This window comes from Pseudomonas sp. GW823-FHT02F05 (assembly GCF_058797315.1).
The window spans coordinates 17,817-41,826 of record NZ_JBXAJM010000025.1 but is presented as its reverse complement, the minus strand read 5'-3'; the positions used below and the strand labels follow the sequence as shown (position 1 = coordinate 41,826).

Sequence of the window (24,010 nt, the reverse complement as noted above, 5' to 3'; positions counted from 1 at the left end):
CGCAGTGCGTGGGAACGATCGTCACCGGCTTAAATCCGAAATCCTTGATAACTTTCAGTCCACTTTTGCTGAGCCGCCAACGCCATCTTCAACCGTCCAATCTGCTCCTTCACCCGCTCCGGCGCCGTCCCACCCCACCCACTACGCGCCGCAATCGCCGCCTCCAGGGTCAGGCAGTCGCGCACGTCCGGGGTGAGTCGCCCATCCACCTCGGCCAACATCGCCGGTGAGGCTTGCCACAACTCAATCTCATGCTGCTCACAGGCCTGCACCAGCGCGCCGGTAATCTCGTGGGCCTCCTTGAACGGCACACCACGGGTGGCCAGCCAGTCCGCCACCTCAGTCGCCAAGGTAAAGCCCATTGGCGCCTGGCGCCGCAACTCCTCTACCTGCACCTTCATGGTCGCCACCATGCCGGTCATCGCCGGCAATACCAGCAGCAAGGTGTCCACGCTATCCAACACGCAGTGCTTGTCTTCACTCAAATCGCGGTTGTACGACAGCGGCAACGACTTGAGCGTCGACATCAGCCCGGTCAGGTTGCCGATCAAACGCCCGGCCTTGCCCCGCGCCAATTCGGCAATGTCCGGGTTCTTTTTCTGCGGCATGATCGAACTGCCGGTGGCGTAGGCATCGTCCAGCACTACCCAGCGAAACTGGCGCGACGACCACAGGCAAAACTCCTCCGACAGCCGCGAAATATTCACCCCGAGCATGCCGGCCACAAACAGGAACTCCGCCACATGGTCACGGCTGGCGACGGCGTCTATGGAGTTTTCGCATGGCCCGGTGTAACCCATTTCCCTGGCCGAGTGCTCTGGCTGACGCGCTATCGCCGAACCTGCCATAGCGGCCGCGCCCAACGGCGACAGGGCCGTACGCGCATCCCAATCCACCAGGCGCTGCACATCGCGCAGCATCGACTGCGCGTGGGCCAGCAAGTGATGGGCAAACACAATGGGTTGCGCCTGCTGCAAATGGGTGAAGCCCGGGCAGATGCTCTGCACATGTTGCTCGGCCTGCTCAACCAGCGCCTGCTGCAAACCCAGCACCTCGTTGGCGATGGTGCGCGCATGGTCGCGCAGGAACAGGCGCAGATCATTGGCCGTCTGGTCATTGCGCGAGCGTCCGGCACGCAACTTGCCGCCCAGGGCGCCCAGGCGCTCGGTCAATACGCGTTCGATAAAGGTGTGTACGTCCTCGTCATCCAGGGTGGGATGCAGGCGCCCGGCGGCAAAATCCTCACCGATGCGGTCCAGGGCCTCGAGGGTACGCAAAGTCTCCGACTCATCCAGCAACCCAGCGCGCTGCAACTCACGGGCATGGGCGCAGGAGCCGGCCAGGTCGTAGGGCGTCAGGCGAAAATAGCGCTCAGGGCAACGCGACAACGCGGCCAACGCCGCAGACGGACCGGTCTTGAAACGAGCGCCCCAAAGGCGGTCGGTGGGCTGGGACATGGGTATTCCTCACGCTTGTTTTTAGAAGAGTCGGAGGCAGTTTCAACAGACGTTTATCGGTGTAGAACCGGCATCTGACGCGCCGTATTCAAGGTTGCCAAGGGCGGATGTTTATGTTCATTATCGCCGCCTGGCTATGTTCAAGGATTGGGTTCAAGCCTGTTGAATATGGCACTCGAGGTCAACGCGCATTATGGAAACCCCACTTTCCACTTCTGGAAACCTGCCGCCAAAACCCGGCACACGAGCACCGCTGCAACTGAGTGGGCTGGACTTCAAATTGCTGCGGGTATTTATGGCCGTGGTCGAAGCCGGCGGCTTCAGTGCTGCGCAAAACGAGCTGAACGTGGGCCTGGCGGCCATCAGCAAACAGATCTCCGACCTGAAGATTCGCATCGGCATGCGCCTGTGCACACGGGGCCGCGAAGGGTTCGGGCTGACCGAAGAAGGCAAGTTGGTGTATCAAGCATCCATCGAGTTATTTACCTCAGTGGACAGTTTTCGCGACAAACTTAGTTCGGCGCAAAACGAACTGATCGGCGACCTGAGTGTGGGCGTTATCGATAACACCGTCTCCGACGTTAACTCCCCGCTGATTACCGCCCTGGGCAACTTACATCGCCAATCGCCAAAAATAAGATTGCGCCTACATGCCTCGCAATTGGACGAAGTTGAGCGTGGAGTAGTGGAGGGGCGCCTGGTCGCCGGCATCGTCCCGGTGTACCAACGCCGTGAAGAATTCGACTACTTCCCGCTCTACGAAGAAAAGGCCCACGCCTACTGCGCCGTAGGGCATCCCTTGTTCACTGCGAGCGACATCACCCCCGATGCGCTTCGCCAATACGAAGTGGTGAACCATCGGTATGCGATCCATCGCGACAAGGCCAACTTCGTCAACCACGACAGCCAGTCCGCCTCGGCCTCACAAGTGGAAGCCGTCGCCATCCTGATCCTGACCGGCCGCTTCCTGGGCTTCCTGCCAGAACACTACGCCACGCCACTGGTAAGGGAAGGGCGCCTGCGCGCACTGTGCCCAGAGCAGGTTCATTTAAGCACCGCGTTCAACCTGATCCTGCGCCACAACGCGCCACGGAGCCCGATGGTCAAAGCCTTCGCCACAGCCTTGAGCGTGGACCTCAAAGCTACGACATAGCTCTCCCGAGCTACGCAGATCAAATGTGGGAGCTGTCGAGCCCGAGCGAGGCTGCGATGGGATCGCCTCGGTCTCCCCGCCAACCTCACCCCCGCATCACCGCTGCAACCGAGCTCGCTTTTTCTTCTTCGCATGAAAATGCCGAAAATGCGCATCCTGCGCCGCAGCCAGCAACTCTCGATCCCCGCGCGTATCGCCCCAGGCCCTGAGCCGATACTCCCCCAGGTCGCCATACACCGCCTCAAGCCGCAGCACCTTATTCTCACAACGGCAATTATTCCCAGTGAGCTTGCCGGTCAGCACCCCATCCACCACCTCAAGCTCAGTGCCGATCAAGCGGATGCCAAGCCGGTCGGCAAACGGCTGCAACACCAACGCCGGCGACGCCGAACACAGCGTCACCACCGCCCCGGACTTCACCTCATCCGCCACCGACTGCAAACCGCTCGGGCGCATCAGCTTGCTCCAGCGCGCCTGGCAATATTCCTGCGCTTGCTGCTCAACCCAAGCCTTCTCCACCCCGGTCATAAAGGTGCGAATCAACTGCGCCTTCAGCTCATCCCGGCTGATCTGCCGCACCAAAAACCGCAGCCCCGGCACCGCCAGCTTGACCATCCGGCCATAAAACTCACCGGGGCCAAAGGCAAACTTGAGGAAGGGCACGAAACTGTCGTGGTGGGTGAGGGTGCCGTCGAAGTCAAAGACGGAAAGTACTTTGGCGTCTGCGGGGCCGGCTTCGAGCATGTCTGGGTTCACGGGTGGTCCTTATCAGGTAGGGCGGTTTCATAGCGTTGTGACTGGCGCTTGCCTGCCGGGGTTCAGGTTGACGGTTCAGCCTGGTCGCTGCGGGTCAGCCTCTGCGCTCTTTTGTGTGCGTGCGACGGTCCATGCGTTTATGGCGATACGAGTTTACTACCCCTGAGCCAGGAGTGGGGCTTCCGAGGTTCCGGCACGCTCATTCGAGAGCGAGTGCAGTTAGGTCTTACAAGTGTTTTGGCCGACTGATTGGAGTGTGGGTTAAATTTCCTACATACCACTCGCACCACTTAAAGCGAACTTTCCGATATTTCCTATTTGCTATTTTTTCGTATGGTAAATGCCAAAAACAACAAGGCGTTAACCCTATGGCAAACCACGGCTACATGACCATCAGCGGCGAATCCCAAGGTCTGATTTCTGCAAAGTGTTCGACTCAAGACTCTATCGGCAACAAGTGGCAGGAGGGGCACTGCGAGAGATAATGGTGCTGTCCTTCCACCATAATATGGCCAACAGGGGCAACGTCAGGGCGTCGAGTCATGGGCCGATTGCCATTACCAAAAATATCGATAAATCGTCACCCTTGCTGGCGGTAGCGCTCTCCAACAGGGAAGAGCTCAACTGCGTCATCAATTTTTATCGGATCGCCCAATCGGGCTGGCATGAAAAATACTACAGCGTCGATATTCGAGGCTGCATCATCACCGACCTCACTGTCGACGTACCGCATTCTGTTTTGCATATTGATGCAGAGGCACAAGAGCATGTTGCGCTTAAATATCGTGAAGTAATCTGGACTCATCATCAGGCGGGAACAAGTGGCTTCAGTACTTGGGAGACAGGCCGGTGAACATAAATGAAGAACGGAAGCCTACCTTTCAAGACCTTTGGGTGGTTAGTCAGGCTGCGGCGTATCTGACTAACCAGGCTTGTACGATAAGTGCTCGGAATATTAATGATGGGATTGTTCGGCTGCAATTCAATCGTGAGGTGGCTTATTACGCTCGGAGTATTGTTAGGGAAGTTGAGGACGGCAGAAAAACTGTTGATCAGGGATTGAAATAAATAAAGCACGAACAAGAAAGCCTCCTAAACCAATCCCTGGAGGTGGGGAGGAAAGGCATCGGGGTTATCGCAGGCGCACTTCAGTTTGCGACGGGGGCAGGAATTTGCTACGCCTCAGTCGGTACGCTGTGTTTGCTGGCGGGCATCCCGATTATGGCGCACGGCGCTAATAACAGAAAATGGTAGGAATATGCTTGAGGGGCATTCCGATACAGTTGGACCGGTCAGAACTGGATATCGCGGCGCAGCACAGTCCCTCGGGTATGGCGAAAGTGGAGGTGATTTAGCCTATGGTGGCACGGATATGATTATGTCTTTTTATAGTCTACGTAGGCTTGTATTGAAACCGGATGCTTGGCGTTTGTTCAGATATATAAGGTCAGATAAGGAGAGGGCTTACAAAAGAATGGGGATGTTTCCATTAGGTGTTGAGGTTTATATTGATTATGAGACAGGGAAGCAGGTGTATCAGGGGGTGGTAGATTGATTGTGTTCTATGCTCTTGTTTTTGTGGTTTTTGGTGTGGTCGGTGCGTATGCCTTAAGGGCTAGGCTTTCGGGGGAAGGTCTTAATACCTTGAAGTTATTTTTATGTGTGATATTTAACGGTTTTTTTGTCGTGTCCTATATTGAGGTGATTAAGTATGGCGAGTTTCCTTTTTTTGGGATTAGGACTGATTTTATTATTCAATATCCCATCATCGAGTGGATTGCCTTTTTCGGCATATTGGCTCACGGATTTGCACTTCCGGTGAAGTGGGAGGTCAGGCGCTGGTTTTGAACGAAAAAAGAGAGTGTGGGCTTGTCGGAGGCAGAGAGTACTCAGGCCTTAGGTTCGGCTTCGAGCATGTCTGGGTACACGGGTTGGCCTAGGTCCTATCTAATAGTATTAAGCATGCATCAGCTACGACAACAGGAGCCTACTCCCGTGCCAGTCCTCCGATCTTGGCGTAAAGCCTTTCGCTAAAAGCCTCCCGACCACTCGACCGATGACAACGCTGATGGCAATCGGGCACAAGGCTACAGCATTGGTGATGCGATCCGAACCCTTCTGGGCTAGGTGCTTGACGTGATGGACTTCAAGAAATAGCAAATTCCTTTTTTACCGACGAAAAAAAAGCCCTGAACATGCCAGGGCTTCCTTTAGTGCTTAGTCCGGATCAATCCCAGCTCAGCGCGCCGCCGGTCTGATACTCGATCACACGGGTCTCGAAGAAGTTCTTCTCTTTCTTCAAGTCCATGATCTCGCTCATCCACGGGAACGGGTTAGTCGTGCCTGGGTACTCTTCCTTCAAGCCGATCTGCGACAGGCGACGGTTAGCGATGAACTTGAGGTAATCCTCCATCATCGCCGCATTCATGCCCAACACCCCACGAGGCATGGTATCCCGCGCATATTCGATCTCCAGCTGCGTACCTTGCAGGATCATCTGGGTCGCTTCTTCTTTCATCTCGGCATCCCACAAGTGCGGGTTTTCGATTTTGATCTGGTTGATCACGTCGATACCGAAGTTCAGGTGCATCGACTCATCGCGCAGGATGTACTGGAACTGCTCGGCCACGCCGGTCATTTTGTTGCGGCGACCCATGGACAGGATCTGGGTGAAGCCGCAGTAGAAGAAGATGCCTTCCAGCACGCAGTAGTAGGCGACCAGGTTGCGCAGCAGCTCTTTGTCGGTGTCGACGGTGCCGGTTTCGAACTTCGGATCGGAGATCGAGCGGGTGTACTTCAGGCCCCAGGCGGCCTTTTTGGCGACCGATGGAATCTCGTGGTACATGTTGAAGATCTCGCCTTCATCCATGGCCAGCGATTCGATGCAGTACTGGTAGGCGTGGGTGTGGATCGCTTCTTCGAAGGCCTGGCGCAGGATGTACTGGCGGCACTCCGGGTTGGTGATCAGGCGGTACACGGCCAGCACCAGGTTGTTGGCTACCAGGGAGTCGGCGGTGGAGAAGAAGCCCAGGTTGCGCATGACGATACGGCGTTCGTCATCGGTCAGGCCTTCGGGGTTTTTCCACAGGGCGATGTCGGCGGTCATGTTGACCTCTTGCGGCATCCAGTGGTTGGCGCAGCCGTCGAGGTACTTCTGCCAGGCCCAGTCGTACTTGAATGGCACGAGTTGGTTGAGGTCGGCGCGGCAGTTGATCATGCGCTTTTCGTCAACGGCGACGCGGGCGGAGGCGCCTTCGAGTTCGGCGAGGCCTTCGGCGACGTCGAGTTTGTCCAGGGCGGCCTTGGCGCGCACGATGGCGGCGGAGTCGTTGGCGGTGACGGCGCGGGCTTCCACGGCGGCGGCGGCGCCGGCACCGTCGAGGCGGTCCATGTTGGCTTCGGTGGCGTGGCCGGCGTTGGCGCCTTTGGCGGCTACTTCGCCTTCTTCTTCTTTGTCGAATTCGTCCCAGCTCAGCATGACGTGTCGTCTCCTGCGTGAGGGCTCAAAGGTGCCCGTGTGAAACCGGATGGTTGGGTGTTCACACGGCCCTAGGGCCGCGGTGGATCTTAAGGAATCGTTTGTTGCAACAGCTCGCGCAGGCAAATAAACGGAATCAGGTTGCGGGTGCTGCATGAGGCTTGAGGGGCGCAGCGATGCGTGCTTGCTGCAGCGCAGGCTCAAGGTCTGGCTCTTTATCCCTGTGTAAAGGGATATTGCAGGCCCGATTTACCCGCGCATTATAGGGAAAAATTCAGGTTTGTGTTGCGGCGGATGGTCACTTGGGAGCGCCAAAATGACGTGGGTTTCGGCCAAAGCGAGTGTTTGCAAGGCTTTGCTGGGCGTGGGGGTTTTTGACGGGCGGGGATGTTTTTTTTGGGGCAGGGGAAGGGGGCGTAAAAAGAGTGGTCGTGGCTGAAATCGCCATCGCAGGCAAGCCAGCTCCCACAATTGATGTGGGGTGTATTCAAGGGCGGGTTCTTGGCCGCAAGAACGATTTCTTGCGGCAATTAAGAATCCAACTTCAGAAGTTGTTAGCCGTTAGAGCAACCATTGCCCATTACTTGATAGTTAAGAATATGACGCTGGCCTTGAGAATCTTCATATTCCATCTTCACCGGTACAACTTCGCAGACTTCTGGAATGCTGCTCATGGACAAGACTTTGGCCACATCCAAGTGCGTGCTATAGGTGTAGTCCTCGACAATCGGGGCGTTCTGGCCGGCCAGTTCAGTCGGGGCTTCGTCCGCCAGGGCGGCGGTGGCGCACAAGCTGCTCAGGGCGATCACTAATAACGCTTTCATTTCTTCATTACCTTCTTCAGGGCGAAAGGGGGCACGGGGCCCTTGTGAGGCCGCGTGTGTCACTTAAAAGTTGGGAAGTTCGGATTAACGTTGCCTTCGTGGGGGCTGTTGCGTTGTTAATCAGAGTGCCTTGTTGGCGGAGTTGATTTTAGGCGCCTCGGTTATATTCATATACCCGTAGTTTTGATAAACACTTTTGGCGGTTTTTGTAATAATCCCTCAATCAAGATTTTTTCAGAAACCTGCCAGCCGCCGCAGCACGCGGGCCAGAGCGGTGAAAAGGCATAGCAGGGCAATTTGTAGGGTCTTGTTACTACCATCGTCGAATGGTTCTATAGGCCCACCCCGGCTACAACAGGGGCCATACAACAACAACTATGTCACCGAGGTAAGAAAGATGAGTGCGGCTTCCCTGTACCCCGTTCGCCCCGAAGTAGCAGCCAACACGCTGACCGACGAGGCGACCTACAAGGCCATGTACCAGCAGTCGGTGGTCAACCCCGATGGCTTCTGGCGCGAGCAAGCCAAGCGCCTTGACTGGGTCAAGCCTTTCACCGCGGTGAAGCAGACCTCTTTCGACGACCACCATGTCGACATCAAATGGTTCGCCGATGGCACCCTGAACGTTTCCTACAATTGCCTGGACCGTCACCTCGCCGAGCGTGGCGACCAGATCGCAATCATCTGGGAGGGCGACGACCCTGCCGAGAGCCGCAACATCACCTACCGCGAGTTGCATGAAGAAGTCTGCAAGTTCGCCAACGCCTTGCGCGGCCAGGACGTGCACCGCGGCGATGTGGTGACTATCTATATGCCGATGATCCCCGAAGCCGTGGTCGCCATGCTGGCCTGTACCCGTATCGGCGCGATCCATTCGGTGGTGTTTGGCGGTTTTTCCCCGGAAGCCCTGGCCGGTCGCATCATCGACTGTAAGTCAAAAGTGGTGATTACCGCTGACGAAGGCATCCGTGCCGGTAAGAAGATTCCGCTTAAGGCTAACGTTGACGACGCACTGACCAACCCGGAAACCAGCAGTATCCAGAAGGTGATCGTGTGCAAGCGCACCAATGGTGCGATCAAGTGGAACCAGCATCGCGACATCTGGTACGAAGACCTGATGAAAGTGGCGGGCACCGTCTGCGCGCCAAAAGAGATGGGCGCCGAAGAAGCGCTGTTCATCCTCTATACCTCCGGCTCTACCGGCAAGCCCAAGGGTGTGCAGCACACCACCGGTGGCTACTTGCTCTATGCGGCCCTGACCCACGAGCGCGTATTCGACTATCGCCCAGGCGAAATCTACTGGTGCACCGCCGACGTCGGCTGGGTCACTGGCCACACCTACATCGTCTACGGCCCGCTGGCCAATGGCGCGACCACGCTGCTGTTCGAAGGCGTGCCGAACTACCCGGACATCACCCGCGTGGCGAAGATCGTCGACAAGCACAAGGTCAACATCCTCTACACCGCACCGACCGCGATCCGCGCCATGATGGCCTCCGGCACCGCCGCCTGTGAAGGCGCCGACGGCAGCAGCCTGCGCCTGTTGGGTTCTGTGGGTGAGCCGATCAACCCGGAAGCCTGGGACTGGTACTACAAGAACGTCGGCCAATCCCGTTGCCCGATCGTCGACACCTGGTGGCAGACCGAAACCGGTGCCACGCTGATGAGCCCACTGCCAGGCGCCCATGCGTTGAAGCCGGGTTCGGCGGCACGGCCGTTCTTCGGTGTGGTGCCGGCGCTAGTGGACAACCTGGGCAACATCATCGAAGGCGCCGCCGAAGGCAACCTGGTGATTCTGGATTCCTGGCCAGGCCAGGCGCGTACCCTGTACGGCGACCATGACCGTTTTGTCGACACCTACTTCAAGACCTTCCGCGGCATGTACTTCACCGGTGACGGCGCACGTCGCGATGAGGATGGTTACTGGTGGATCACGGGCCGTGTGGATGACGTGTTGAACGTGTCCGGCCACCGCATGGGTACTGCCGAGATCGAGAGCGCCATGGTTGCGCACCCCAAAGTCGCCGAGGCGGCGGTGGTGGGTGTGCCCCACGACATCAAGGGGCAGGGCATTTATGTGTATGTCACCTTGAAGAATGGTGAAGAGCCCAACGAAGCACTGCGCCTGGAGCTGAAAAACTGGGTGCGCAAGGAAATCGGGCCGATTGCCTCGCCGGACGTAATCCAATGGGCGCCTGGGTTGCCGAAAACGCGCTCGGGGAAAATCATGCGGCGCATTTTGCGCAAGATCGCCACGGCTGAATACGACGGGTTGGGGGATATCTCCACCCTGGCAGATCCGAGTGTGGTGGCGCATTTGATTGAAACGCACAAGACCATGAACGTCGCGTAAGCGGGGTAGGTGGGACAGAGCCCCATTCGGTGGAAGCCGGATGGGGCTTTTTTTGGGGACTCAGAAGCACCGAGGTTCAATGTGGGAGCTGGCTTGCCTGCGATAGCTATTTATCAGTTAGCCCATCTTTGGCTGATACACCGTTATCGCAGGCAAGCCAGCTCCCACAGTTCAGATCGCATTTCATAAAGGGGTGTGGGTGGCGGTCTGACAGAGTCGCATCACGACCAAGCCAATAAATATCGGTTTTCCCGGTGGGACGTTTCTGAATGTTACCGGCCCGCCCAAATGTGTAACCACCCGCACAAAGCTGGGGCAATGGACCACGCCCACGCCCCGAAAAACCGCGTTCTAGACACCCCAAAAAATAAGATTAAACGCCAGACTTGCCGTGCTAGAAGGGTTTGCGAATAATAGGCCCGCAATTTGCAGCATCATCAGGTTTAATATCTTTTGTCTCTGCATAAAATTCAGAGGCTGTCAATGTGTTGGAACCGCTTTCTCAGTGCTTCTGTAAATTGTTGTCGCATTGAGGAAATATCGGCTTCCGGCCTGTCGTTAGAATGCCGATCACTCGCTCGTCGTCGCAGGTGTCGCCCGCGCAGGACGCAGCACCGCTATTCGGTTACACCTTCGCCGCATCGTGGGCCATGGCTCATACTGCTGTTTTTGCCCTATACCGATGGAGTCCCAAGATGAAGAAACTCGTGCTGTTGGGCGCCCTGGCGCTGTCCGTGCTGTCCATGCAGGCTTTCGCCGAAGGCAAGCCGCTGAAAATTGGTATCGAAGCGGCTTACCCTCCGTTTGCCTCGAAGGCGCCGGATGGCAGCATCGTCGGTTTTGACTACGACATCGGCAACGCGCTGTGCAAGCAGATGGACGTGAAATGCACCTGGGTTGAGCAAGAGTTCGACGGCCTGATCCCGGCGTTGAAAGTGCGCAAGATCGACGCGATCCTGTCATCCATGTCCATCACTGACGACCGCAAGAAATCGGTGGACTTCACCACTCGCTACTACCTGTCCCCTGCGCGTCTGGTGATGAAGGAAGGCACCACCGTCAGCGACAGTCTGGATGAGTTGAAGGGCAAGAAGATCGGTGTGCAGCGCGGTTCGATCCACGACCGTTTCGCCCGTGAAGTCCTGGCGCCAAAAGGTGCGGATATCAAGGGTTACAGTACCCAGAACGAAATCTACCTGGACGTGGCCGCCGGTCGTCTCGACGGTACCGTGGCTGACGCCACCCTGCTGCAAGACGGTTTCCTGAAAACCGACGCCGGCAAAGGCTACGCGTTTGTAGGCCCATCGTTCACCGAAGCCAAATACTTCGGCGACGGTATCGGCATCGCAGTGCGCAAAGGCGACAAGGAAAACCTTGAACGCATCAACGCGGCCATCGCTGCAATCCGTGCCAACGGCGAATACAAGAAAATCCAGGACAAGTACTTCGACTTCGATATTTACGGCGCTGACGCCAAGTAACTCATCGCAGCTGTCTGTCCGAAATGGCGCAAGCAACAGTCATCCTGAAGTTTGCGCCATTTTTTCATCCCCCTTTTCGAGGACCTGAATCATGTTGAAAGGCTACGGGGCCGTTATCCTCGATGGCGCTTGGTTGACGCTTCAGCTCGCCTTGTCGTCCATGGCCTTGGCCATTGTTCTGGGTCTGATCGGGGTCGCGTTACGCCTGTCGCCGGTGCGCTGGTTGGCTTGGCTGGGTGACTTGTACTCCACGGTGATCCGCGGGATCCCCGACCTGGTGCTGATCCTGCTGATTTTCTATGGCGGCCAGGACTTGCTTAACCGCGTCGCGCCGCTATTGGGCTTTGACGACTATATCGACTTGAACCCCCTGGCCGCCGGTATCGGCACCCTGGGTTTCATCTTTGGCGCTTACCTCTCGGAAACCTTCCGTGGCGCCTTCATGGCCATTCCCAAGGGCCAGGCCGAAGCCGGCCTGGCGTATGGCATGAGCAGCTTCCAGGTGTTTTTCCGGGTGATGGTGCCGCAGATGATTCGGCTGGCGATCCCTGGGTTTACCAACAACTGGCTGGTATTGACCAAGGCCACCGCGCTGATTTCGGTGGTAGGTCTGCAAGACATGATGTTCAAGGCCAAGCAGGCGGCAGACGCCACCCGCGAGCCTTTTACCTTCTTCCTCGCAGTGGCGGCGATGTACCTGGTGATCACCAGCGTGTCGTTGCTGGCCTTGCGTTACCTTGAGAAGCGCTACTCGGTAGGCGTAAGGGCGGCTGATCTATGATCTTCGACTACAACGTCATCTGGGAGGCCATGCCGCTGTACCTTGGCGGCTTGCTGACCACCCTGAAACTGCTCGCTATCTCGCTGTTCTTCGGCCTGCTCGCGGCCTTGCCCCTGGGCTTGATGCGCGTGTCCAAGCAGCCGATCGTGAACGGCGTGGCCTGGCTTTACACCTACGTGATCCGCGGCACGCCGATGCTGGTGCAGCTGTTTTTGATTTACTACGGCCTGGCGCAGTTCGAAGTGGTGCGCGAAAGCTTCCTGTGGCCTCTGCTGTCCAGCGCGGCGTTCTGTGCGTGCCTGGCATTTGCGATCAACACCAGCGCCTACACCGCCGAAATTATCGCCGGCAGCCTCAAGGCCACGCCTAACGGCGAGATCGAAGCGGCCAAGGCCATGGGCATGTCGCGCTACAAACTTTACCGCCGCATCCTGTTGCCGTCGGCCCTGCGCCGTGCGCTGCCGCAGTACAGCAACGAAGTGATCATGATGTTGCAGACTACCAGCCTTGCCTCCATCGTTACCCTGATCGACATCACCGGTGCCGCGCGTACGGTCAATGCCCAGTATTACCTGCCGTTCGAAGCCTATATCACCGCCGGCGTGTTCTACCTGTGCCTGACCTTCATCCTGGTGCGCCTGTTCAAGTTGGCCGAGCGCCGCTGGCTGAGCTACCTGGCTCCACGGAAGCACTGATATGGAACGTATCGATCATCTGCTGCCCTGGGGGCATTTGGGCTGCGAGCGCCAACTGAGCGTGTTCCGCTTTGGCAACGGCGAGCGCAAGGCCTATATCCAGGCCAGCCTGCACGCCGATGAGTTGCCGGGGATGCGTGCCGCGTGGGAACTGAAAAAACGCCTCACAAAGCTGGAGCAGCAGGGCGCCCTCAACGGCGTGATCGAGCTGGTGCCGGTGGCTAACCCGATGGGCCTTGGCCAGCTGTTGCAGGGCAGCCACCAGGGGCGTTTCGAAGTGGGCAGCGGCAAGAACTTCAATCGCGACTTCGTTGAGTTGAGCGAGCCGGTCGGTGCATTGTTGCAAGGCAAACTGGGTGATGACCCGCACGCCAATGTGCGCATGATTCGCCAGGCCATGAGCGATACGCTGGCCGCCTTGCCCGAGCCGAGCAGCCAGTTGCAAGGCATGCAGCGTATCCTGCTGAGCCATGCCTGCACCGCCGATGTGGTGCTGGACCTGCATTGCGACGCCGAAGCCGCACTGCACATGTACGCGCTGCCCCAACACTGGCCGCAGTGGCGGTCGCTGTCGGCACATCTGAATGTGAAGGTCGGCCTGCTGGCGGAAGATTCCGGCGGCAGTTCGTTTGACGAGGCGTGCTCGTTGCCGTGGCTGCGTTTGTCGCGCATGTTCCCGCAGGCGCAGATTCCGCTGGCCTGCCTGGCAACGACGTTGGAGTTGGGCGGCCAGGCCGACACCGGCCGTGATGAAGCCATCTTCCACGCCGAAGGCATCCTTGCGTTCCTCGCCGAACAAGGCTTGATCAAGGGCGAGTGGCCTGCGCCGCAACACGAACCTTGCGAAGGTGTGCCTTTTGAGGGCACCGAGCTGCTGTTCGCGCCCCATGCCGGGGTGATCAGTTACCTGCGTAAAGCGGGCGACTGGGTAGAAACCGGCGACGAGATTTTTGAAGTGATTGACCCCCTGACTGACCGCGTAAGCACTATTTGCGCGGGCACCTCGGGGGTGTTGTTTGCCGTTGAACGGCTACGTTATGCCCAAGCGGGTTTCTGGCTGGCCAAGGTGGCGGGGCGCGAAGCGCTGCGTCACGGGCGCTTGCTCAACGACTGACCACCTGTTTTTGTGAGAACCGACCGCATGTACAAGCTTGAAGTCCAAGACCTGCATAAACGCTATGGCAGTCATGAAGTGCTCAAAGGTGTGTCCCTGGCCGCCGCCGCCGGTGATGTGATCAGCATCATCGGTTCCAGCGGTTCGGGCAAAAGTACCTTTTTGCGCTGCATCAACCTGCTGGAGCAGCCCCACGCCGGCAAGATTCTGCTCAATAACGAAGAGCTGAAACTGGTGGCCAGCAAGGACGGCGCCATGAAGGCCGCCGACCCCAAGCAACTGCAACGTATGCGTTCACGCCTGTCCATGGTGTTCCAGCATTTCAACCTGTGGTCGCACATGACCGCGATTGAAAACGTGATGGAAGCCCCGGTGCACGTGTTGGGCATATCGAAGAAAGAGGCCCGTGAAAAGGCCGAGCATTACCTGGCCAAAGTCGGCGTGGGCCATCGTAAGGATGCGTTCCCGGGCCACATGTCCGGTGGCGAGCAGCAGCGCGTAGCGATTGCTCGCGCGCTGGCGATGGAACCTGAGGTGATGCTGTTCGACGAACCTACTTCGGCGCTGGATCCGGAGTTGGTGGGCGAAGTGCTCAAGGTCATGCAGGACCTGGCCCAGGAAGGCCGCACCATGGTGGTGGTGACCCACGAAATGGGCTTTGCCCGGGAAGTGTCGAACCAGTTGGTGTTTTTGCACAAAGGCATTGTTGAAGAGCGTGGCAATCCGAGGGAAGTGCTGGTGAACCCGCAGTCCGAGCGCCTTCAGCAATTCCTGTCCGGCAGCTTGAAATAGTCAAGGTTGCCACCCATCCCCTGTAGGAGCGAGCTTGCTCGCGAAGATCGTCAACGATAACGCGGGAAGCCTGATACCCCGTGGCGTTCTCAGGTTTTTCGCGAGCAAGCTCGCTCCTACAGGAGGGCAGGGCTTCATTGTTTTTGAGATTTGTGTTGGTTTACGGGCTAGCATTGGCCCACAGCTTCTTTCACCGTTTTCGCTCCGGATAGCACTCCATGACCGCCCACAAAATTGGTTTCCTGATTTGGCCCAGCACAAAAGCACTCACGCTTGCGCTGGCTGAGGAGGCCTTGCGCGTTGCTCAGCGGGTGCATCCGGATGTGGTCTACGAATTGTCGTTTCTGCAGGCCGAGCCGCAAACCGAGGGGGCCTGGCAACTGCCGGGCGAGCCGTGGGCCGGCAAGCTGGAAGGTTTTCAGAAACTGTTCCTGCTGGCGGATGAGCCGCCTGCCGCCATCGCCTCGCAGCTCAGCACAGCGCTCAAGCAGCTGGTTCGGGCTGGTTGCGTGATCGGCGGGTTATCGGCGGGCGTGTACCCATTGGCCCAGCTTGGTTTGCTGGATGGTTATCGTGCTGCCGTGCATTGGCGCTGGCAGGACGATTTCGCCGAGCGTTTCCCCAAGGTCATCGCCACCAGCCACCTGTTTGACTGGGACCGTGATCGCCTGACCGCTTGCGGCGGCATGTCGGTACTTGACCTGCTGTTGGCGGTACTGGCCCGTGACCATGGCGCCGAGTTGGCCGGTGCCGTGTCTGAAGAATTGGTGGTGGAGCGCATCCGTGAGGGCGGCGAGCGCCAGCGCATTCCGTTGCAAAACCGCCTGGGCTCCAGCCATCCGAAGCTGACCCAGGCGGTGTTGTTGATGGAAGCCAATATTGAAGAGCCGCTGACCACCGATGAAATTGCCCAGCACGTGTGCGTGTCACGACGACAGCTGGAGCGCATCTTCAAGCAGTACCTTAACCGCGTTCCCAGCCAGTATTACCTGGAACTGCGCCTGAACAAGGCGCGCCAGATGTTGATGCAAACCAGCAAGTCGATCATCCAGATCGGCCTGTCGTGCGGCTTCTCCTCGGGGCCGCATTTCTCCAGCGCCTACCGTAACTTCTTCGGCGCTACTCCCCGTGAAGACCGCAACCAACGGCGCAGCAGCAGCCCGTTCGAGTTGTCGTCGGTGCCCTCCGAGCGCGGTTGAGCGGCGGGCTATTCATCGCCCTCTGTGTCGTGTCCACCGCTGACGGAGTCCTGGTTGGGATTGATCGGCGGGGGTTGTAAAGCTTCCGGTACATCGAAACTTACCGCCGTGCGGTTGTAATAACTGCGCAGCATGGCGATCGCCGCGGGCGAGAAGGGGTTGCCGCTGAGGTCGAAGCCCTGGGCTCTGTCTGCATCCATTTCAAGGAGGTCGCTGGGTAGCTCGCTAATCTGGTTGTTGCGCAAGCTCACTTGATCAAGCGATGGCAGGTTGAATATTCCGTTCGGCACTTGCGTGAGGCCGGCTTCTTCGATCATCAAACCTGTCAGTCCCGACATTTTGCTGATGTCGGGCGCGACGCCCAGCGGGTTATGACTCAGGTCCAGGTACTCAAGGTTCTGCAGGTCGCTCAGGGCGTCGGCGCTGGTGGTGGTCAAGCGAATATGGCTGTTTGCAAGGCTCAGTGACTTGAGTTTGGGTAGATTGAACACGGCGCCAGGAATGTCGTTCAAGGCATAGCGGTAGATCAGCAGGCTTTCCAGGTTGGGAAAGTGCTCGAGAAATCCCTGGGGAATCGACGTAGTTTCCTCTGCTCTCAATTCCAGCTTCGAAATGTGCTCGAAATCGATATTCAATGACGGTAGATCGCCTAGCGGCGCCAGCGTCACTTCCATTTCATGGGAGGCGGCGGGCGGCTCTTGGTCGGAGTCCAGAGCGGTTTCCCGTCGCCAGGCTGCTTCCAGCACTGTTTTGAGTTCGTCTCGCACCAACTGCTGCTGAGCCTGGGCTTGCTCGTCCAGTGGTGCCCTCGTACGCGGATGCTGCGCCGGCACACTCACTATCCATTCCTGCAAATCGGCTTGAAGACGCTCGTAGTCCGCTTTCAAGCGCACCAAGTGTGCCATTGAGTCGTCCAGGCCGCCGGGCAGCCTGAAGATGAAGTTATTCGCCTGGTCGACGCTGTACTTGGGGTAAAGCGCTTGCACCATAAGCCGCTGCGCGGGGTTGGCATCAGCACCAAAATGTTCGCCGGTTATCTGGCAATAGGCTTTGATCCTCTGCAGCGTGGCGCGTGAGAACCCGTTGCCTGACAGGTTAAAGGCTTTGGCGGCATTGCCTGGCAGCTGGAAGATCAAATCAGGCAGCCGACTCAAATAGTTGTTGCTCAGATCGGCGCTGACTAGTTGGGGGCGATTGAGCAAGTTCTCGGGAAACAGGGAGATATGGGTTCCGCTCAGGTTCAGCGTCTGTAGTTCGGGCATGTGCCCAAGGTTGGGAGACCGTGACAGCTGATTGTTGTTGGACAGGTCCAGGCTTTTGAGTCCTGTGAAGGGATCTAGGTCTGCGCGGTTTTGCAGGGTCAGGTTGCAGTTGCGCAGCGTCAGTCTGTCAAGGTGAGAAAGTGCGATGACCTCGGGAGGAATTGTGTTGAGGGCAACGTCGCTCAGATGCAACGTACGTAGGTTGGGGAAGTGGGTGAGGAAACCTGGCGCTCCCCGGGTAGTGGAGTAACCCTTTAGCGTCAAACTGGAAATGTGATCGAAGTTTGCATTGAGTACAGGCAGTTCGCCGTGTATGGGGTAGCCAAGGTTCAGTGTGCGTCCGATTGCGTGGTCAGTATCGATCGGCGTTTCATGGCGCCAGCCGCGGAGCAGTTCTTGTGTCCATATCCAGCGGTGCAGTTCCGCTTCGGCGACGGTGGAAGGGGGTAGCGGGGCATCGGTGTTGAGAGAGGCCTGCAAGAGGCTCGAGCGCCAGGCCATCAGATCGGTTTTCAGTCGTAAAAGCTCGTTTTTCAGGTAGCGGAGCGTCTGTAAGGGAGTGCTGGGATAGCTGTTCAAAATGTCCAGTGTCTGAGTCAGCTCTTGCGGGCTCAGGCCAGGGTACAGCTCGTGTAACAACGCCAATTCGGGGGTGTTGCCGGCCTCTGGCGGTGTGGCGGGGTAGCCTTCCATGCCGCCGGGCAGGCGCATCAGCCTCGGGTCGTAGGCAGGTTTGCGCACTGGATCCTGGGCCAACAACGCGCCGAGCGCTTCACGTGTCAGGGGGCGCTGGCTCAAGGTTTGCCGCAACAACGGACCCTGGCCGATATGAATGCCCAGCGCATCGCGCTGAGTGTCAGGCAGGGCCTGCAGGACGGCAGTGTAAAAATCCGTTTCGGCAAGCACCATGCCTTTTTCGTCTTCGGGGATGTACTCGCCGTCGATGGTACGCACCAGGGTGCGTTTGATCGGTGCTTCAGGAGCGCCGATCGCATCGTGCAGCTTGCCGGTTTGCTTGAAATCGCGCACTTCCAGGCGCACAGACGGCGACCAGCCCGGCAGGTTTTCCAGCGAGTGCAGGGCGAGGCGGTGGGTGTCGCTGTTTTCCAGAGCGGTCATGTACAACCCTTCATGCGCCCGGCTGATTCGAACGTGATGAGCGGCCCAGCGTGCTCGCTCAAGTACCGGCGCGGGTACCTTGCCTTGGTCGATGTCCAGCAACTGCTGGCCGGTGGAGCAGCGTAATACGTCTTCGGCGGCGCTCGTTGGCAGGCCGGGCGCGGCGTCGATGATGGTTTGCAGGCGTGCGTCAGCGGTTATCTCCAGCCCGCGATAACGCGAGTCGAACAGCGAGGCGCGGCTTTTCTGAGCTGCGCGTGCCAGTTGTTTGCGCAGTTTGGCGGTGCGTGCAGGCAGGGTGGGCGTGGGGCCGAACGGCTCTTCAAGCAAGGTTTTGCGTTCCGACTCGTTCAAGGTTTCCAGCACGATCGTCAGCAAATCGCCCTTGTTCATCTGGGCTTCGTGTATCTGTGCCACGGCGGCGTTTTTATGGCCTTTGTGCTCCCAGACGGTTTCACCTTTGGCGTTGAGAAACCGCAGGGTCTTGGATTCGGGCCATAGGCCCGTCTGGCTCAGCAGCCACAGTTGCGTTTGGGTATCAGCCTTCTGATACATCGCAGGGTCATCGCTGTTCATCTGGTCGATGAAAGTTTGCAGCTGCTCATCGATCCGGATGCGCTTGAGTGTGTCGGCCAACAGCGGCGGCGGCGGTTGGTGGTCCACGTACAGTTTGCGCAGGACGTCATCATTGGTCTCGCTGATGCGACTGGCTCTTTCAAGACCGGCTTCGCTGATACCTTCGGCAGATGGGCCGAGCCGGCGCAGCAAGGTGGTGCGATTCCAGGTCAACGGGCGATCCACGGGCGTCAACCAGGCGCCCTTGCCATTGCTCAGTACGCGTGGGCGGTAAGCGTGGGGGCGCGTAGGGTGTTCAAGGCTAGCGTTGCCCGAGGGTTGTTTGATGGAGAAAAATTGCCCGTCCAGCGCCAGGATCTGCTTTTGTTGATGGGCATGTAATCCCTGCGGGCCGGGGCGCGACCCTGGAACCAGTTGAATGTCGTGGGCGTAGGGCGCCAGGTCGGGGTTCCACAGACGGGTTTTACGGTCGGTGGTCACCGGAGTGAGTCTGTCAAAGAAGTCCCATAGCGCCTTCGGTAGCGTCTGTCGCAACAGGTTTTCGGCTATCGGTGCGCCGACCGCGAACATCCCCAGTTGGACCATTTGCTCAAGGATTGACATCAGGTGCCCGAATGCCTGGCGCTTGAGCCCTTCGGCCCAGTCGAGCACGCCTTCGAACACATCGTCGAGCAGTTGATAGGCGGTATAGCCGAGCATCAGTAAGCCCAGCGGCGGAACAAAGGGTGTTGCGATGAAGGCGGCGATTTCGAGAATGGCTTCACCGATTTTCTGCACAACCTCCCAGTGCCGCCAGCGAGCATTTCTGTCAGCGTCGGCGGTGGGAATGGCCGTTACGCGAGCATCGTTGAGCAACTTATCAAGCTTGTTCTCATACAGGTGCTCGTACAGGTCGTTGGTGATTTTCGTCGCATAGAATTGCAGGTTGGTTTTGGCCACGGGTTCGTCACGCCAGACAGGGCGGGGGTCGCCCGAAACATGCTCGTGCCAGACGACCTGTGATAAGCGGCTGTTGAGATCGGCAAAGAAGTAGCCACGCTGTTCATGCCTGACGAAACGGCTGAAAAACGCCTGATAGTCGGCGCTGCGCAGTTTGTTCGCCAGGTCCTGCATGAAAGCCTGACCGTTGGCGTAATACTTGAGCGGCGATTGCGGGTCGCCCGGAATGTAGGCCACCATCGGGACGGCGCTGCGATTGGTCTCCAGGTCGGCGGCGAACAGCACGATGCCGGTCAAGGGGGCGTTCATCAGGCTAAGGTCATGGCACAGCAACGGCCTGCCGTTCAGGTCGCCGATCAGGTTTTTGAGAAAGCTGCGAAGTGCATTGAACGCTTGGGGCGATACATCTTTTTTCAGCTGCGCCATATGCAAGCTGGCTTGGGCGTCGGCTTTCAGGCTGTTGATGACCTTTTGGCGCAGTTGAGCCTTGATCGCCGCGTCATTGAAGCCCAAAAGGTTCTTGAGGTAGCGCTGGTATTGCTTGCCGACATCCAGCGTGCGGCATAACCCAATGAATTGCGCGATGCTGATTTTCTCGCGTAATTGGGGCAGCGTGTTGAATTGCCCGGTGGCGGAGGGCTGAGTAATGAATGTCGACTCTGGGGCATATGCCGTCGGCTTGCTTTCGTCCGCATCAAAGTTGTGCAATGCCGCCTCCACCAGTGAAACGGTCCAGGTTTTGGCGCCAGTTTCTATGGGAAGCAGCGGTGTGGTCTGTGGGATATACAAGCGCAGGTAAATAGCGCTGACGTCGCAGTCGGCGTCGTACTGCTGCTTGAGTGCCTGCTGCAGCAAGGGGGCGGCAAATGCCTGCGGGGATTGGAGCGTGGATAGGGCGCTGTCGACTTGGTTTTGTGCCTTCCAACTGTTCTCCAGGGCCTTCTTGGCGGGAGCTTGCTGGGTGCGGTTGGCATCGCCATACCAATCGGCGAATTCAATTGGGCTGTTTTTCAGGGCCTGGCGCCGGGCACTTGAGGCGTTCCCTAGCCATTTCGGTAGGCGGGGGTTGACCTCGGCGGGCACTACGGCTGCGACTTGTGCGAGGTGTTGGGAGAGCGAGGTTTGAGTTGGGGTGGGCATGGGCTGGATCTTCATTGAGTTGAGGCAGCGACATCACACCAACTTTGATGCAGGGCGGGAGCATATATAGTGATGCCCGCAACGAAATCTGCAGATCTTGCGCTTGTCTCCCTTGCTTATCAGGCCGTGCTGCCCGGAACTCAGGTAGGCGCGGTTAGATCGTCAGGGCGCGCCAACCCTTTCGCTGCATGATCCTGACGTAAACCTGCCGCAGCGTTTAAACTGCGCCATTGCGACGCTATTTGTCGCATTGGCGTAAACCCGCGAAAAACACGGGTTGGCGCTATAAGAAGTTGTCGCTTGGCGACAAGGCCCCACTGAAAACTGTCCTTACAATCCCTGCATCGCCCGCCAGTTCCAGGCAGGCGTTCCTCTTCAGGAGACTCCGATGTCCGTTGAGCAAGCCCCGGTGCAACGTGCCGATTTCGACCAGGTGATGGTGCCCAACTACGCACCTGCTGCCTTTATTCCTGTGCGTGGCCAAGGTTCGCGCGTGTGGGACCAGGCCGGTCGAGAGCTGATCGACTTTGCCGGCGGCATCGCGGTTAACGTTCTAGGCCACGCCCATCCGGCACTGGTCGGTGCCTTGACCGAACAGGCCAACAAACTCTGGCACGTCTCCAACGTGTTCACCAATGAGCCGGCGCTGCGCCTGGCCCACAAGCTGATCGACGCCACCTTTGCCGAGCGCGTGTTCTTCTGCAACTCCGGCGCCGAAGCCAACGAGGCCGCCTTCAAGCTGGCCCGTCGCGTGGCGTTCGACCGTTTTGGCAGCGAGAAGTACGAGATCATCGCCGCGCTGAACAGCTTCCACGGCCGTACCCTGTTCACCGTCAACGTCGGTGGCCAGTCGAAGTACTCCGATGGTTTCGGGCCTAAAATCACCGGCATCACCCACGTTCCTTATAACGACCTGGCCGCATTGAAAGCCGCGGTGTCGGACAAGACCTGCGCCGTGGTGCTGGAGCCGATCCAAGGTGAAGGCGGCGTACTGCCAGCCGAACTGGCTTACCTGCAAGGCGCCCACGAACTGTGCGACGCGAACGACGCGCTGCTGGTGTTCGACGAAGTGCAAACCGGCATGGGCCGCAGCGGCCACCTGTTTGCCTACCAGCATTACGGCGTGACCCCGGACATCCTCACCAGCGCCAAGAGCCTGGGCGGCGGCTTCCCGATTGCGGCGATGCTGACCCGTGAAGACCTGGCCAAGCACCTGGTAGTCGGCACCCACGGCACCACCTACGGCGGCAACCCGCTGGCGTGCGCGGTAGCGGAAGCGGTGATCGACGTGATCAACACCCCAGAAGTGCTGGCGGGTGTGAATGCCAAGCACGACCTGTTCAAGGCGCGCCTGGAGCAGATCGGCAAGCAGTACGGCATCTTCACCCAAGTGCGTGGCATGGGCTTGTTGATCGGTTGCGTACTCAGCGATGCCTTCAAAGGCAAGGCCAAGGACGTGTTCAACGCGGCCGAGAAAGAAAACCTGATGATCCTGCAAGCCGGCCCCGACGTGGTGCGTTTTGCGCCGAGCCTGGTGGTGGAAGAGGCGGACATCAATGAAGGCCTGGATCGTTTTGAGCGTGCTGTGAAGACGTTGACGCAAGCCTGATAGCGACACATTTTATTGGCCGGACCTGAACACATGTGGGAGCTGGCTTGCCTGCGATAGCATCACCTCGGTGACATTGATATACCGAGTTGCCTGTATCGCCGGCAAGCCAGCTCCCACATGGATCTGCTGACACATTGAGACCGATGTGTATCCAGGGCCTGTGTCCGGCATTTTTTCCTCTGTGAGTTTTCGAGTTAAGGAGTGACACCATGCTGGTGATGCGCCCCGCGCAAATGGCTGATCTGGGCGAGGTACAGCGTCTGGCTGCGGACAGCCCGATTGGTGTCACCTCCTTGCCGGATGATGTGGAACGCCTGAGCGACAAGATCGCGGCCAGCGAAGCTTCTTTTGCGGCCGAGGTGAGTTTCAACGGTGAAGAGAGCTATTTCTTCGTGCTGGAAGACACCGAGACCGGCAAGCTCGCCGGCTGCTCGGCCATCGTGGCCTCGGCCGGTTACTCCGAGCCGTTCTATAGCTTTCGTAACGAGACCTTCGTGCACGCCTCCCGCGAGCTGAAGATCCACAACAAGATCCACGTGCTTTCCCAGTGCCACGACCTTACCGGCAACAGCCTGCTCACCAGTTTCTACGTGAAGCCTGCGCTGGTCGGTTCGCCGTGGTCGGAACTCAATTCCCGTGGCCGACTGCTGTTTGTCGCCAGCCATCCCGAGCGCTTTGCCGACTCGGTGGTGACCGAGATTGTCGGCTACAGCGACGAGAACGGTGACTCGCCGTTCTGGGATGCCATTGGCCGCAACTTCTTCGACCTCAACTACGCCGCCGCCGAGCGCCTGTGCGGGCTGAAAAGCCGTACCTTCCTCGCCGAGCTGATGCCGCACTATCCGATCTACGTGCCGCTGCTGCCGGACGAAGCGCAAGAAGCCATGGGCCAGGTGCACCCGCGTGCGCAAATCACCTTCGACATCCTCATGCGTGAAGGTTTCGAAACTGACCATTACATCGACATCTTCGACGGTGGCCCGACGCTGCACGCACGGGTGTCGGGCATTCGCTCGATTGCCCAGAGCCGCGTGGTGCCGGTGAAGATCGGCGAGATGGTCAAGGGCGTCGGTCGTCAGTACCTGGTGAGCAACGCGCAGTTGCAGGATTACCGTGCGGTGATGCTGGAGCTGGACTACGCGCCCGGCAAGCCAGTGACCCTGGACCTGGCGGCCGCCGAAGCCCTGGGCGTTGGCGAAGGCGCGAGCGTGCGTTTGGTTGCGGTATAAAAACAGAGTTTCGCGGGTGGCTGACAACAGCGGCCCGTTCGAGGAGATAG

General features: G+C 58.4%; 16 protein-coding genes and 3 pseudogenes. 13 read left to right on the top strand and 6 right to left on the bottom strand.

Features of this window, described 5'->3' with window-relative positions; genetic code table 11:
• Positions 1 to 29 precede the first annotated feature (29 nt).
• Positions 30 to 1,457, bottom strand: coding sequence for an argininosuccinate lyase (gene argH / locus AC1RAC_RS24605; RefSeq protein ID WP_057975150.1), 1,428 nt, complete (start codon positions 1,455 to 1,457; stop codon positions 30 to 32).
• Between the two features lie 193 nt (positions 1,458 to 1,650).
• On the opposite strand from argH, the gene AC1RAC_RS24600 reads away from it, so the two are divergent.
• Positions 1,651 to 2,610, top strand: a complete 960-nt coding sequence (locus AC1RAC_RS24600; protein WP_054918282.1) for a LysR family transcriptional regulator — start codon at positions 1,651 to 1,653, stop codon at positions 2,608 to 2,610.
• A gap of 96 nt (positions 2,611 to 2,706) precedes the next feature.
• Here the strand turns inward: AC1RAC_RS24600 and AC1RAC_RS24595 are convergent, their stop codons facing one another.
• Positions 2,707 to 3,354 (bottom strand): HAD-IB family hydrolase, encoded by a 648-nt coding sequence (locus tag AC1RAC_RS24595; protein ID WP_054918285.1) that lies wholly within the window; start codon positions 3,352 to 3,354, stop codon positions 2,707 to 2,709.
• Between the two features lie 380 nt (positions 3,355 to 3,734).
• Here AC1RAC_RS24595 and AC1RAC_RS24590 point away from each other — a divergent pair.
• From AC1RAC_RS24590 to AC1RAC_RS24580, 3 genes and pseudogenes are all read left to right on the top strand, one after another.
• Positions 3,735 to 4,219 (top strand): annotated as a pseudogene (locus AC1RAC_RS24590) (Hcp family type VI secretion system effector).
• Positions 4,216 to 4,921, top strand: a pseudogene (locus tag AC1RAC_RS24585) (DUF4225 domain-containing protein). The pseudogenes AC1RAC_RS24590 and AC1RAC_RS24585 overlap by 4 nt, the downstream one beginning before the upstream one ends.
• A complete protein-coding gene (locus AC1RAC_RS24580; RefSeq protein WP_054918287.1) occupies positions 4,918 to 5,214 on the top strand; it encodes a hypothetical protein in 297 nt (98 codons plus the stop codon). The pseudogene AC1RAC_RS24585 and the gene AC1RAC_RS24580 overlap by 4 nt, the downstream one beginning before the upstream one ends.
• A gap of 139 nt (positions 5,215 to 5,353) precedes the next feature.
• Here the strand turns inward: AC1RAC_RS24580 and AC1RAC_RS24575 are convergent.
• The 3 genes and pseudogenes from AC1RAC_RS24575 to AC1RAC_RS24565 form a co-directional block, all read right to left on the bottom strand.
• Positions 5,354 to 5,526, bottom strand: a pseudogene (locus AC1RAC_RS24575) (HNH endonuclease); the annotation flags it as partial.
• Between the two features lie 67 nt (positions 5,527 to 5,593).
• Entirely contained in the window at positions 5,594 to 6,844 is a 1,251-nt protein-coding gene (locus AC1RAC_RS24570; RefSeq protein WP_014719604.1) for a ribonucleotide-diphosphate reductase subunit beta, read from the bottom strand.
• A 554-nt stretch (positions 6,845 to 7,398) separates the two neighbouring features.
• The gene (locus AC1RAC_RS24565; protein WP_034128473.1) at positions 7,399 to 7,668 is read right to left on the bottom strand and encodes a DUF2790 domain-containing protein; all 270 of its coding nucleotides are present in this window, start codon (positions 7,666 to 7,668) and stop codon (positions 7,399 to 7,401) included.
• Positions 7,669 to 8,065: 397 nt separating this feature from the next.
• Between AC1RAC_RS24565 and acs the strand changes: the two genes are divergently transcribed.
• The 7 genes from acs (at position 8,066) to argR (ending at position 16,083) form a co-directional block, all read left to right on the top strand.
• On the top strand, positions 8,066 to 10,021 hold the full coding sequence (gene acs / locus AC1RAC_RS24560) for an acetate--CoA ligase (protein ID WP_005790645.1): 1,956 nt from the start codon (positions 8,066 to 8,068) through the stop codon (positions 10,019 to 10,021).
• A gap of 695 nt (positions 10,022 to 10,716) precedes the next feature.
• Positions 10,717 to 11,502: an ABC transporter substrate-binding protein gene (locus tag AC1RAC_RS24555; protein WP_043050341.1), complete on the top strand. Its 786-nt coding sequence runs from the start codon at positions 10,717 to 10,719 to the stop codon at positions 11,500 to 11,502.
• Positions 11,503 to 11,593: 91 nt separating this feature from the next.
• Positions 11,594 to 12,283 carry an ABC transporter permease gene (locus AC1RAC_RS24550; RefSeq protein ID WP_003193627.1) on the top strand — a complete coding sequence of 230 codons (690 nt, stop codon included), beginning with the start codon at positions 11,594 to 11,596 and terminating at the stop codon, positions 12,281 to 12,283.
• Complete coding sequence (locus tag AC1RAC_RS24545) at positions 12,280 to 12,978, top strand: ABC transporter permease (protein WP_259039024.1); 699 nt, start codon at positions 12,280 to 12,282, stop codon at positions 12,976 to 12,978. Before AC1RAC_RS24550 ends, AC1RAC_RS24545 begins: the two co-directional genes overlap by 4 nt.
• A 1-nt stretch (position 12,979) precedes the next feature.
• Positions 12,980 to 14,092: a succinylglutamate desuccinylase/aspartoacylase family protein gene (locus AC1RAC_RS24540; protein WP_197901185.1), complete on the top strand. Its 1,113-nt coding sequence runs from the start codon at positions 12,980 to 12,982 to the stop codon at positions 14,090 to 14,092.
• A gap of 27 nt (positions 14,093 to 14,119) precedes the next feature.
• Complete coding sequence (locus AC1RAC_RS24535) at positions 14,120 to 14,884, top strand: ABC transporter ATP-binding protein (RefSeq protein ID WP_054922314.1); 765 nt, start codon at positions 14,120 to 14,122, stop codon at positions 14,882 to 14,884.
• A 218-nt stretch (positions 14,885 to 15,102) separates the two neighbouring features.
• Complete coding sequence (argR, locus tag AC1RAC_RS24530; RefSeq protein WP_034128470.1) at positions 15,103 to 16,083, top strand: transcriptional regulator ArgR; 981 nt, start codon at positions 15,103 to 15,105, stop codon at positions 16,081 to 16,083.
• Between the two features lie 8 nt (positions 16,084 to 16,091).
• Here the strand turns inward: argR and AC1RAC_RS24525 are convergent, their stop codons facing one another.
• On the bottom strand, positions 16,092 to 21,119 hold the full coding sequence (locus AC1RAC_RS24525; protein WP_492617059.1) for a dermonecrotic toxin domain-containing protein: 5,028 nt from the start codon (positions 21,117 to 21,119) through the stop codon (positions 16,092 to 16,094).
• Positions 21,120 to 21,507: 388 nt separating this feature from the next.
• Between AC1RAC_RS24525 and AC1RAC_RS24520 the strand changes: the two genes are divergently transcribed.
• Both AC1RAC_RS24520 and aruF read left to right on the top strand, forming a co-directional pair.
• Complete coding sequence (locus tag AC1RAC_RS24520; RefSeq protein ID WP_492617058.1) at positions 21,508 to 22,728, top strand: aspartate aminotransferase family protein; 1,221 nt, start codon at positions 21,508 to 21,510, stop codon at positions 22,726 to 22,728.
• Between the two features lie 212 nt (positions 22,729 to 22,940).
• Positions 22,941 to 23,960 (top strand): arginine/ornithine succinyltransferase subunit alpha, encoded by a 1,020-nt coding sequence (aruF, locus tag AC1RAC_RS24515; RefSeq protein ID WP_015885475.1) that lies wholly within the window; start codon positions 22,941 to 22,943, stop codon positions 23,958 to 23,960.
• Positions 23,961 to 24,010 lie beyond the last annotated feature (50 nt).

Coding starts and splice junctions, on each gene's coding strand:
- argH (WP_057975150.1), bottom strand. CDS start 1,457: ATGTCCCAGCCCACCGACCGCCTTTGGGGCGCTCGTTTCAAGACCGGT.
- AC1RAC_RS24570 (WP_014719604.1), bottom strand. CDS start 6,844: ATGCTGAGCTGGGACGAATTCGACAAAGAAGAAGAAGGCGAAGTAGCC.
- AC1RAC_RS24550 (WP_003193627.1), top strand. CDS start 11,594: ATGTTGAAAGGCTACGGGGCCGTTATCCTCGATGGCGCTTGGTTGACG.
- AC1RAC_RS24595 (WP_054918285.1), bottom strand. CDS start 3,354: ATGCTCGAAGCCGGCCCCGCAGACGCCAAAGTACTTTCCGTCTTTGAC.
- acs (WP_005790645.1), top strand. CDS start 8,066: ATGAGTGCGGCTTCCCTGTACCCCGTTCGCCCCGAAGTAGCAGCCAAC.
- AC1RAC_RS24520 (WP_492617058.1), top strand. CDS start 21,508: ATGTCCGTTGAGCAAGCCCCGGTGCAACGTGCCGATTTCGACCAGGTG.
- AC1RAC_RS24525 (WP_492617059.1), bottom strand. CDS start 21,119: ATGCCCACCCCAACTCAAACCTCGCTCTCCCAACACCTCGCACAAGTC.
- AC1RAC_RS24545 (WP_259039024.1), top strand. CDS start 12,280: ATGATCTTCGACTACAACGTCATCTGGGAGGCCATGCCGCTGTACCTT.
- AC1RAC_RS24555 (WP_043050341.1), top strand. CDS start 10,717: ATGAAGAAACTCGTGCTGTTGGGCGCCCTGGCGCTGTCCGTGCTGTCC.
- AC1RAC_RS24535 (WP_054922314.1), top strand. CDS start 14,120: ATGTACAAGCTTGAAGTCCAAGACCTGCATAAACGCTATGGCAGTCAT.
- aruF (WP_015885475.1), top strand. CDS start 22,941: ATGCTGGTGATGCGCCCCGCGCAAATGGCTGATCTGGGCGAGGTACAG.
- AC1RAC_RS24540 (WP_197901185.1), top strand. CDS start 12,980: ATGGAACGTATCGATCATCTGCTGCCCTGGGGGCATTTGGGCTGCGAG.
- AC1RAC_RS24565 (WP_034128473.1), bottom strand. CDS start 7,668: ATGAAAGCGTTATTAGTGATCGCCCTGAGCAGCTTGTGCGCCACCGCC.
- AC1RAC_RS24600 (WP_054918282.1), top strand. CDS start 1,651: ATGGAAACCCCACTTTCCACTTCTGGAAACCTGCCGCCAAAACCCGGC.
- argR (WP_034128470.1), top strand. CDS start 15,103: ATGACCGCCCACAAAATTGGTTTCCTGATTTGGCCCAGCACAAAAGCA.